The organism is Paraburkholderia sp. J63, assembly GCF_905220245.1.
Lineage (GTDB): Bacteria > Pseudomonadota > Gammaproteobacteria > Burkholderiales > Burkholderiaceae > Paraburkholderia.
Window position 1 is genome coordinate 163,995 of sequence record NZ_CAJMZF010000015.1, and the last position, 10,276, is coordinate 174,270.

8 protein-coding genes are annotated in these 10,276 nt (G+C 66.3%); all 8 read left to right on the forward strand.

Translation table 11 applies throughout. The annotated features are described in order from the left end of the window. Positions 1-59 precede the first annotated feature (59 nt). The 8 genes from U5775_RS18450 to U5775_RS18485 all read left to right on the forward strand — a co-directional run bounded on the left by U5775_RS18450 (position 60) and on the right by U5775_RS18485 (position 10,181). A complete protein-coding gene (locus tag U5775_RS18450; protein ID WP_322059527.1) occupies positions 60-509 on the forward strand; it encodes a low molecular weight protein-tyrosine-phosphatase in 450 nt (149 codons plus the stop codon). Beyond that, positions 506-1,681, forward strand: coding sequence for a polysaccharide biosynthesis/export family protein (locus tag U5775_RS18455; RefSeq protein WP_322059528.1), 1,176 nt, complete (start codon positions 506-508; stop codon positions 1,679-1,681). Before U5775_RS18450 ends, U5775_RS18455 begins: the two co-directional genes overlap by 4 nt. Positions 1,682-1,738: 57 nt before the next feature. Then, positions 1,739-3,964, forward strand: a complete 2,226-nt coding sequence (locus U5775_RS18460) for a polysaccharide biosynthesis tyrosine autokinase (RefSeq protein ID WP_322059529.1) — start codon at positions 1,739-1,741, stop codon at positions 3,962-3,964. Positions 3,965-3,996: 32 nt separating this feature from the next. Beyond that, on the forward strand, positions 3,997-4,923 hold the full coding sequence (locus tag U5775_RS18465) for a glycosyltransferase family 2 protein (RefSeq protein WP_322059530.1): 927 nt from the start codon (positions 3,997-3,999) through the stop codon (positions 4,921-4,923). A gap of 90 nt (positions 4,924-5,013) precedes the next feature. Next, positions 5,014-6,171, forward strand: coding sequence for a glycosyltransferase (locus U5775_RS18470; RefSeq protein ID WP_322059531.1), 1,158 nt, complete (start codon positions 5,014-5,016; stop codon positions 6,169-6,171). Between the two features lie 2 nt (positions 6,172-6,173). After that, positions 6,174-7,697, forward strand: coding sequence for a glucose-6-phosphate isomerase (locus U5775_RS18475; protein WP_322059532.1), 1,524 nt, complete (start codon positions 6,174-6,176; stop codon positions 7,695-7,697). Further along, positions 7,698-8,960, forward strand: a complete 1,263-nt coding sequence (locus U5775_RS18480; protein WP_322059533.1) for a glycosyltransferase family 4 protein — start codon at positions 7,698-7,700, stop codon at positions 8,958-8,960. A gap of 51 nt (positions 8,961-9,011) precedes the next feature. Beyond that, positions 9,012-10,181, forward strand: a complete 1,170-nt coding sequence (locus U5775_RS18485) for a glycosyltransferase family 4 protein (RefSeq protein WP_322059534.1) — start codon at positions 9,012-9,014, stop codon at positions 10,179-10,181. Positions 10,182-10,276: the final 95 nt, after the last annotated feature.

Below are 10,276 nucleotides of genomic sequence, written 5' to 3' on the forward strand. Positions count from 1 at the left end.
GCCCGGCGAACCGCCGCAGCTTACGCAGGTAATAAGGAAAACTGAGGAGTCACCAGGCCATGTTCAAGGACGTATTGATCGTCTGCCACGCCAATGTCTGCCGCTCGCCCGCGGCGGAACAGCTCTTTCGCACGCGCTTGCGCGAGCAGGCGGGCGAGCGTGCGGGCGCGTTTCATTCGGCGGGCCTGCGCGCGCTGGACGGCGAGGATATGGACCCGATGATGCAGCGCCTGCTCGCGGAGCGCGGCGTGGAGGTCGGCGAGCATCGCTCGCGCCGCCTCACGCGCGGCCTCGTGCGCCGCGCGGACCTCGTGCTCGTGACGGAGCGCCGCCAGGTGGGCGCCGTCGAGCGAATCGAACCGACCGCGCGCGGCAAGGTGTACGCGCTCGGTAATTGGGAAAACTCCGATGTCGCCGATCCGCATGGCCTCGACGAGGCCGCGTATCGCGAGAGTCTGGAATTGATGGATCGACTGGTTAAGGGATGGCTGAGCCGAATATGCCAATGAGAAAACTCAATCTGATGACTGCTCTGGCGTTGAGCGCCTTCGTCGCCGCGTGCTCCACGGCGCCCGGCAACTACCTCGACACCTCGAGCCTCAAGGAAGAGCCGAGCAATCAGCCGCAGCAGCAGTACGACGTGCATCTGATTACTTCGCAGCTCGTCATGCAGCAGGCCCAGGCCGCCGTTGCGGCGCAGAACCACGATCTGCCTCCGGGCAAGTTCGCGAATGCGTCCGACTACGTCTATCACATCGAGCCCCAGGACATTCTGGGCGTGACCGTCTACGACCACCCCGAGATCTCGACGCCGCAAGGCTCGACCTTCTCGTCGGGCGGCAACACCACGCAGACCGTGGGGCAGGCGCTCACGCAGCCGTACACCAACGCGCTGCCGGGCGAGGCCGACCCGTACGGGCAGACCGTGTCGAAGGACGGCACGATCTACTTCCCGTTCGTGGGCCGCGTGCACGCGGCGGGCAAGACGCCTGGTCAGTTGCGCGACCAATTGGCTTCGGGTCTGGGACCGTACATCAAGAACCCGCAAGTGGACGTGCGCGTGCTTTCGTACCGCAGCCAGAAGATCCAGGTGACCGGCGACGTGAAGACGCCGGGTCCGCTCTCCATGAGCGACGTGCCGCTCACGCTCGTCGACGCCATCACGCGCTCGGGTGGCTATACCGACAACGCCGACATCAACCGCGTGCGCCTCACGCGCAACGGCAAGCTCTACGTGCTCGACGCGAATCGCATGCTCAATGGCGGCGACGCGAGCCAGAACGTGCTGCTGCAGGACGGCGACATCATCAATGTGCCAGATCATTCGGACAGCCGGGTATTCGTGATGGGCGAAGTGAAGACGCCGATCCAGACCAACCTGATCCGCGGCAAGCTCACCATTGCCGACGCGCTCACCTCGGCCGGCGGCATTCTCGACACCGACGCGAACCCGCGTCAGATCTTCGTGATGCGCGGCATGAAGGACAACCCCACCCAGCCGGAGATTTACCGACTCGATATGACCAAGCCCGACGCGATCATGCTGTCGTCGCAATTCCAGCTGCATCCGCTGGATGTCGTGTACGTCGGCACTGCCGCTTCGGCCACCTTCAACCGTCTGTTGCAAGAGGTGCTGCCTTCGGTCGAGACGGCCTTCTACCTGAAGCAGCTCACGCGCTAAGCGCGCGCGGGCGTTCTCTTCTCGCAACATGAATTGAAACGGGATCGAATCGTGAGTATGCAACAAGCCATCAGTCAGCCGGCCCCGGCGGCCCGCACAGAGGAAGAGGACGTTGTCCTCGGCCAGTTGCTGCGTGTCATTTTTGACGACATCGGCTGGCTCATCGCGATCGCGGCGGTCGTGATCGGCGCGGCAGTGTTCTATTGCTTCGTCGCCAAGCCGATTTATACGGCCGATACGCAGGTGCGCGTCGAGCAGCAGGATTACACGTCCCAGGCGCTCACGCAGACGCAGTCGGGCGCGAACGTCACCAGCGGCCAGCAGGGCTCTCTGCCCACCGACGCCGAGATCCAGATGATCCAGAGCCGCAGCGTGCTCGAGCCGGTCGTCAAGCAGTTCAAGCTGAACTTCACGGCCGCGCCGGTCTCGCTGCCCATCGTGGGCAGCCTCGCCGCGCGTCTCGCGACGCCGGGCACGCCATCGCGTCCGTGGTTCGGCCTCAAGGACTATGCGTGGGGCGGTGAAGTCCTCAACATCGACTCGATCCAGGTGGCGCCCGAGCTCGAAGGCAAGAAGCTCACGCTCACCGCGCTCGACGACAACCGCTACGTGATTTCCGGACCCGACGGCGGCCGCCTGCTCGAAGGCGCGGTGGGCCAGCGCGAGCAGGGCGGCGGCGTCTCGCTGCTCGTGAACGAGCTCAAGGCGCGTCCGGGTGAGCGCTTCAAGGTCGTGCGCATGAACGACCTCGACGCGGTCACGGCGTTCCAGAACGCCGTCAAGGTGCAGGAGCAGGGCAAGCAGACGGGCGTGATCGACATCTCGCTCGAAGGCAGCGATCCGCAGGCCGCGGCCGATATCGCCAACGCCGTCGCGCAGTCGTATCTGCGCGAGCACGTAGCGAGCAAGCAGGCCGAGGCGAGCAAGATGCTCGACTTCCTGCGCAGCGAGCAGCCGCGCCTGAAGGCCGATCTCGAGAACGCCGAAGCCGCGCTCACCGCGTATCAGAGCAAGTCCGGCTCGATCAACGCGAGCGACGAAGCCAAGATCTATCTGGACGGCAGCGTGCAGTACGAGCAGCAGATCTCGGCGCTGCAACTGCAGATTGCTTCGCTCCAGCAGCGTTTTGGCGACCAGCATCCGGTGCTGATCGCGGCGCGCCAGCAGCTCGCGCAGTTGCAGGGCGAGCGCGCGAAGTACGACACCAAGTTCCGCGACCTGCCGGCCACCGAAGTGAAGGCCGTGCAGCTCCAGCGCGACGCGAAGGTGGCCGAAGACATCTACGTGCTGCTGCTCAACCGTATCCAGGAGCTTTCGGTGCAGCGCGTGGGCACGGGCGGCAACGTCCATATCGTCGACGCGGCCATGCGCCCCGGCAATCCTTCGAAGCCGAAGAAGCTGCTCATCATCTCGGCGGCCTCGATGCTCGGCCTCATCCTCGGCACCGGCTTCGTGCTGATGCGCCGGAACATGTTCAAGGGCATCGTCGATCCGGACCAGATCGAACGCACATTCGATCTGCCCGTCTACGGTCTCGTGCCGCTGTCGGCCGAGCAGGCCGTGCTCGAAAAGCGCGCCCCGGTGCGCGGCGGCAACCGCCTGCGCGAAGTGCTCGCGAACTCGGCGCCCAAGGACCTCACGGTCGAGAGCCTGCGCTCGCTGCGCACCTCGCTGCAGTTCAGCGTCATGGACGCGAGCAATCGCGTAGTGGTCCTGACCGGTTCGGTACCGGGCGTGGGCAAGAGCTTTCTCACGGCGAACCTGGCCGTGCTGCTCGCCCACTCGGGCAAGCGCGTGCTGATGATCGACGGTGACATGCGCCGCGGCGCGCTCGAGCGCTATCTGGGCGGCCCGCAGGCCAATGGCTTCTCGGAGCTGCTCTCCGGCCAGATCGCGCTGGACGAGGCCATTCGCGCGACCGAAGTGGACAACCTGCACTTCATCTCGTGCGGCCGCCGTCCGCCGAATCCGTCCGAGCTGCTGATGTCGCCACGCCTGAACCAGTATCTCGAAGGGCTGGCGAAGCGCTACGACATCCTGCTCGTGGACACGCCTCCGGTGCTCGCCGTGACCGATGCCGCGATTCTGAGCGGCCATGCGGGATCGACGTTCCTCGTGCTGCGCTCGGGCATCCATACGGAAGCCGAGATCGCCGATGCGCTCAAGCGTCTGCGCAACGTGGGCGTGCACGTGACGGGCGGCATTTTCAACGGCGTGCCGGCGCGCGCGCACGGCAAGTACGCGTACGGCTACTCCGCCGTGCAGGAATACCTGAGCGCGTGATGCGCAACGTCGAAAAACCGGAGAAAAGCGCGATGAAAGTGACCGTGCTCGTGCCGACGTATCGGCGTCCTGACGATCTGGCGCGCTGCCTCTCGGCGCTGCTGCGCCAGCAGCGCACGCCCGAGCAGATCGTGGTGGTGGCGCGCGCCGACGACGAGGCCACGCACGCGTGCCTCGCGGAGCACGTGACGCCACGCGTGCTCAACGTGGAAGTGGCGACCGTGGAGGAGCCGGGCCAGGTGGCCGCGCTCAATCGCGGCATCGAAGCCGCAACGGGCGACGTGATCGCCATCACCGACGACGATGCCGCGCCGCACGCCGACTGGGTCGCGCGTATCGCGGCGCACTTCGAGGCCGACGAGAAGCTGGGTGCGCTCGGCGGGCGCGACTGGGTTCACGAGGAGGGCCGCGTGCTCGACGGCGAGCGCACGCTCGTGGGCCGCGTGCAGCGCTCGGGTCGCATTATCGGCAATCATCATCTGGGCGTGGGCGAGGCGCGCGAAGTCGATCTGCTCAAGGGCGCGAACATGAGCTACCGGCGCGAGGCCATCGGCGAGCGGCGCTTCGACCGCCGCCTGCGCGGCACCGGCGCGCAGACACATAACGACATGGCGTTCAGCATGAGCGTGAAGCATGCGGGCTGGAAGCTCGTGTACGACCCGCGCGTGGCCGTCGACCATTTCCCCGCGCCGCGTCCAGGCGAAGATCCGCGCAATGCGCAGACGCTCGCCTCGATCCGCAATGCCGCCTACAACTTCCACCTGATCCTGCGCGCCCATCTTTCGCCACTGCATCGCGAGACGGCGTGGTGGTGGTGGGCGCTCGTTGGCACCCGCGTCTATCCGGGCCTGCTGCTGACGGGCCTGAGCGCAGTGCGCGCGGGCTCGCCTTCCGTCGCGTTCGCGCGCTGGCGCGCAGTGCGGGGCGGCGCGCGCGAAGCACGCCGCGCGCTCGCCTGAGACCGGCGCGTCGCGCGCTGAAAGAGGCCGCGGCCAACTGCGGCCCGCGCCTCACGCGCATTTTGCAATCGATTCAACGGAGGACCTTGAATGAGCGGTACGCAAGTCCACGTCCACCTCTTCTATGGGGCCGATCCGCGCCGTTACCGCAAGGGTGAGAATATCGGCTCCCTCTACGGCTACCATCACGCGGAGTCGGCGGAATTCGCGCTCAATTACGCGCAGGACGTGAGCGAGAGCACGCCGGTGCGCTTCGCGCGCCGCGCGCTGAAGGCCGCGCTCGGCTTCGATTTCATTCACGCGTGGCGCAATCGCCACGCGATTCTCGATTCGGACGTGATCTGGACGCATACGGAGCAGGAGCATCTGGCCGTGGCGTTAGTTCTGCTGATGAATGCGAAGAAGGGCGGCGCGCGCCCGCTGCTGCTTGCGCAAAGCGTCTGGCTGCTCGACCGCTGGCCAGGCTATGGCGCGCTGCGCCGTGCGTTTTATCAGCGCTTGCTCAAGCGCGCCGATTTGCTCACCACGCTCGCGAGCGAGAACGCGGCGCTGTGCGGCGACTATTTCGGCCGTCATGCGCGCCACGTGCTCTATGGGTTGAACACCAACGACTTCCCGCTGCGTCCGTCCTCGCAGTGGAAGCCGAATATGCCCGTGCGCGTGGCCGGCATCGGCAACGATCGCGACCGCGACTGGACCACGCTCGTGGGCGCGCTCGGCAACGACGCGCGCTATCAGGTGCGCATCGCCACGCGCCGGCGCATGCCGGCATCGGCGCGCGCGTCGAATGTGGAGATCGTGCGTGTCTCCGGCATCGAGCAACAGCATGCGCTCTATGACTGGGCGGACATCATTGTCGTGCCGCTGCGCCCCAATACGCACGCGTCCGGCATTACCGTGATGCTCGAAGCGGCGGCGCTCGGCAAGCCGATGATCGTGACGAAGGTGGGCGCGCTCGAAGATTACTTCGACGAAAAGGCGGCATTCTATGTCGAGCCCTTCAACGCACAGCAGTTGTGCGAAGCGGTGAATGCGCTCGTGGACCATCCCGCGCGCGCGCTCGCCCAGGCGCGCGAGGCCTGCGAGCAGTTGAGCACGCGCGATCTCACGACCGAGAATTTCGCGCGGCAGCACGCGCAACTGACGCGTGAAATGATGCGCGAGCGCGACCCGCGCGTGGCGCAGGCCGCGAATAGCGGTATGGCGGCTGGTGCACGCGCTTCAGGCCAGATGCCGGGCGGGATGTGATCATGCGTATTCCGTCCGCTCTTCCGGCACCGCCGCCACGGCCGCCTTCTCGCCCCGTCACGGTGCGGGCGAGCGCGCCTGCACCGGCGCCGGCCGCGCCCAGGCGCCGGGGCCTGCGCCGCGCGCTCGGCCGCGATACGCTGCCCGTGATCGCGCTATGGACCTTCACGACGCTGTTGATCGTCGCGCACCAGGGGAGGGTGCTCACGCTCGCGTTTCCCGCGCTCGCCATCGCCGTGGGCTTCTGGCTCTACTTCGTGAATCCGGTCCGCTATATCGGCTTCATGTGGTGGCTGTGGTTTCTGAGCCCCGAAGTGCGCCGCCTCGCCGACTACGGCAAGGGCGGCTTCACGCCCACGAGCCTGATTCAGGTCGCGCCGCTCGCGGTCACGATGATCAGCGGGCTTTCGCTGCTGCGCTATTACCCGATGCTCGCGCAGCGTCGCGGGCTGCCGATCCTGCTCGCGCTGTTCGGCATCGGCTACGGCTTCGTGGTGGGCGTGGTGGCGAGCGGCCCCGCAGCGGCCGTCTACGACCTCGCGAACTGGATCTATCCGTTCCTGATCGGCTTTCACATCATGGTGCTCACGCGCCAGTATCCCGAGTGCCGCGACACCATCGTCAACACCTTCATCTACGGCATGCTCGTGATGGGCGCCTACGGCCTCGTGCAGTTCTTCATCATGCCGCCGTGGGACGCCATGTGGATGATCGGCTCCGACATGAACTCGCAGGGCGACCCGGTGCCGCTCGGCGTGCGCGTCTTCAGCACGATGAATTCGTCGGGGCCGTTCGCGTTCGCGATGATGGGTGCGATGGTGCTCGTGATGGCCGCGAAGCATCGCGTGCGCTGGGTCGCGGCGGCGTTCGGCTTCTTCTCGTTCGCGCTTTCGCTGGTGCGCTCGACCTGGGGCGGCTGGGCGATCGCGATGGTGATCCAGTTGATGAAGTCGAGCAACAAAGTGCGCATTCGCATCATCGTGAGCGCGCTCGTGCTCGCGGGCGTGTGCGTACCCTTGCTCACCTTCGGCCCGGTGGCCGACCGCATGCAGCAGCGCCTCAATACGCTCGTGAACCTGAAGGACGATCAGAGCTACGAGGCGCGTAACCAGTTCTATGCCGACTTCGCCAAAAAGGCCTTCACCGACGTGACGGGCGAGGGACTCGGCGCGACCGGTGCATCGACCAAGCTGTCGAGCAATAACGGCCAGCTCGGCCAGTACGGCAGCTTCGACAGCGGCGTGATGAACATTCCGTTCGTGCTCGGCTGGCCCGGCACGCTGATGTACATGTCCGGCGTGCTGTGGCTCATCGTGCGCGCGCTGCGCATCGCGCTGCGCATGCCCGAGGACCGCTATGTCTGCGCATGCCTGAGCCTCACGGTGTCGATCTTCGCGATGCTCGTGTTCACCAACTCGCTGGTCGGCACGGGCGGTCTGCTGCTGTTTTCGAGTGTGTTTTCCATTCTCAGCGCGGGACACTGGAGCAAGCTGACTCGCCTCCAGGCCCGCAACAGGGAGGTCTGATTGAGAGTCGCAATCGTCACGCACGTGGTGCGCCACAACGACGGCCAGGGGCGCGTCAATCATGAAATCGCGCGCGCGGCGCTCGACGAAGGATTCGAGGTCACGCTGGTGGCTTCGCATGTCGCGCCGGAACTGCTCGCGCATCCGAGGGTGAAGTGGGTGCCGGTGCAGCCTTCGCGCGCGTGGCCGACCAACCTGCTGCGCCAGCAGGTGTTCGCCTTGAAGAGCGCGCTATGGCTGCGCCGCCATCGCAGCGAATACGACGTGCTGCATGTGAACGGCTTCATCACGTGGGCGCATGCCGACGTCAACACCGCGCACTTCGTGCATGGCGGCTGGGGGCGCAGCAAGTATTACCCGTTCGGGCTCACGGGCGGCGTATGGTCGGCGTACCAGTACGTCTATACGCGCGCGAACGCCGTGCTCGAACGCTGGGCCTACCGGCGCTCGCGCGTGATCGCGGCCGTCTCGCGCAAAGTCGCGGACGAGATCATCGCGTCGGGCGGCGAGCCGGTCGAGCGCCTGGACGTGATCTACAACGGCGTGGATACGCGCGGCTTTGCTTCGGCCGGTGCCGATCGCGCGAAGTTCGAGCTGCCGCAAGACAAGTTCTTCCTGCTGTTCGTGGGCGACCTGCGCACGCCGCGCAAGAACCTGGGCACGGTGCTGCACGCACTCAAGCAATTACCCGAGCGCGTGCATCTGGCCGTGGCGGGGTACTTGCCCGGCAGCCCGTACCCGGAGCTGGCGCGTGAGCTGGGCATTGCCTCGCGCGTGCATTTTCTCGGCCTCGTGCGCGAGATGCCGGTGCTGATGCGCAGTGTCGACGCCTATGTTTTTCCTTCGCGCTACGAAGCAATGAGCCTCTCGCTGCTGGAGGCGATGGCGGCGGGCCTGCCCGTGGTCACCGCGCAGACGGCGGGCGGTGCGGAAATCATCACGCCCGATTGCGGCATCGTGCTGGACGACCCGGACGAGGTGCCAGCGCTCGCCAATGCGATCCTGCAACTCGCCGACGATACCCCGCGCCGCCGCGCGATGGGCGAGGCCGCCGCGCAACTGGCCGGCGAATTCGGTTGGGCGCGCATGGCCGCGCAATACATCGCGCTCTATCGTGAGCTCGCGGGCGACGCGGGCGCGACCGTACGCAACCGTGGCAACCATAGCGATGAAATGCGGGACGACCGACGCGGCGCGGAAGGCAATTTCGCGCCGGCGCCGCTGCACGGCGGACAGACGCTGCAGCGCGCCGAGACTCCCTGAAACGGCTATCAGCCAGAAGACGCCAGTATTCGGGCATAACAAGGATACGAAATGACGAAACATTCCATCCATTCGCTACAGATCGGCATGCACTGGTTTCCGGAGCGTGCCGGCGGCCTCGACCGTATGTATTACTCGCTCGTGGGCGCGCTGCCGGGTGCCGGCGTGCACGTGCGTGGCGTGGTGGCCGGCTCGCCCAAGGTGGCCGAAGACAGCGGCGGCGCGATCCAGGGCTTCGGCTCGGCTGCGCGCGCGTTGCCGTTTCGCCTCATGGACGCGCGCCGCGCGCTGCGTCGCGAGATCCAGCGCCATCGTCCCGACGTGATCTCCTCGCACTTCGCGCTCTACACCTTCCCGGGCCTCGACGTGACGCGCGGCATTCCGCAGGTTTCGCACTTCCAGGGACCGTGGGCCGACGAGAGCTTCGTCGAAGGCGCGGCCACGCTGAGCCAGCGCATCAAGCATTCGCTCGAACAATCGGTGTACGAACGATCGTCGCGGCTCATCGTACTCTCGAAAGCGTTCGGCGACATCCTCACGAAGCGCTATGCGATTTCACCCGAGCGCGTGCGTATCGTCCCGGGCTGCGTGGATACCGCGCATTTCGATCCGCAATGCACGCGTGCCGAGGCGCGGCTGCGCCTGCAACTGCCGCAGAACCGCCCGATCGTGCTTGCGGTGCGCCGTCTCGTGCGGCGCATGGGCCTCGAAGACCTGATCGATGCGATCAAGGTGGTGAAGCAGCGCCATCCCGACGTGCTGCTGCTGATTGCCGGGCGTGGGCGGCTTGAAGCGGAGCTCCAGCAGCGTATCGACGAAGCGGGCCTGACCGATAACGTCAAGCTGCTGGGCTTCGTGCCCGATGCGCATCTGCCTTCGCTCTACCGCGCCGCGACGCTGAGCATCGTGCCCACGGTGGCGCTCGAAGGCTTCGGCCTCATCACGGTGGAATCGCTTTCGGCGGGCACGCCCGTGCTGGTCACGCCGGTGGGCGGCTTGCCCGAAGCGGTGGCCGGCCTCTCGCAAGACCTCGTGTTGCCGGAAACGGGCGCCGCGGCGATTGCCGAGGGGATCGATGCCGCGTTCTCGGGCCGCATCAAGCTGCCCGACGAGGAAGCGTGCAAGACCTACGCGCGCGAGCATTTCGACAACGCCGTGATTGCGAAGCGCGTGGCCGATGTCTATGCCGAAGCGATTGCTGCCGCGAACGGCGTGCATTGAAGCATCGACACGTTGAAGCGTTGAAATGAAACCGCCGCCCGGAAGGGCGGCGGTGGTACGGAGTGCAGAAGAAGGGAAGAAGTGCGGCGCAATCA

Bases quoted from the DNA above. Each gene is read 5' to 3' on its own strand.
- U5775_RS18450 (WP_322059527.1), top strand. From the start codon at position 60: ATGTTCAAGGACGTATTGATCGTCTGCCACGCCAATGTCTGCCGCTCG.
- U5775_RS18455 (WP_322059528.1), top strand. From the start codon at position 506: ATGAGAAAACTCAATCTGATGACTGCTCTGGCGTTGAGCGCCTTCGTC.
- U5775_RS18460 (WP_322059529.1), top strand. From the start codon at position 1,739: ATGCAACAAGCCATCAGTCAGCCGGCCCCGGCGGCCCGCACAGAGGAA.
- U5775_RS18465 (WP_322059530.1), top strand. From the start codon at position 3,997: ATGAAAGTGACCGTGCTCGTGCCGACGTATCGGCGTCCTGACGATCTG.
- U5775_RS18470 (WP_322059531.1), top strand. From the start codon at position 5,014: ATGAGCGGTACGCAAGTCCACGTCCACCTCTTCTATGGGGCCGATCCG.
- U5775_RS18475 (WP_322059532.1), top strand. From the start codon at position 6,174: ATGCGTATTCCGTCCGCTCTTCCGGCACCGCCGCCACGGCCGCCTTCT.
- U5775_RS18485 (WP_322059534.1), top strand. From the start codon at position 9,012: ATGACGAAACATTCCATCCATTCGCTACAGATCGGCATGCACTGGTTT.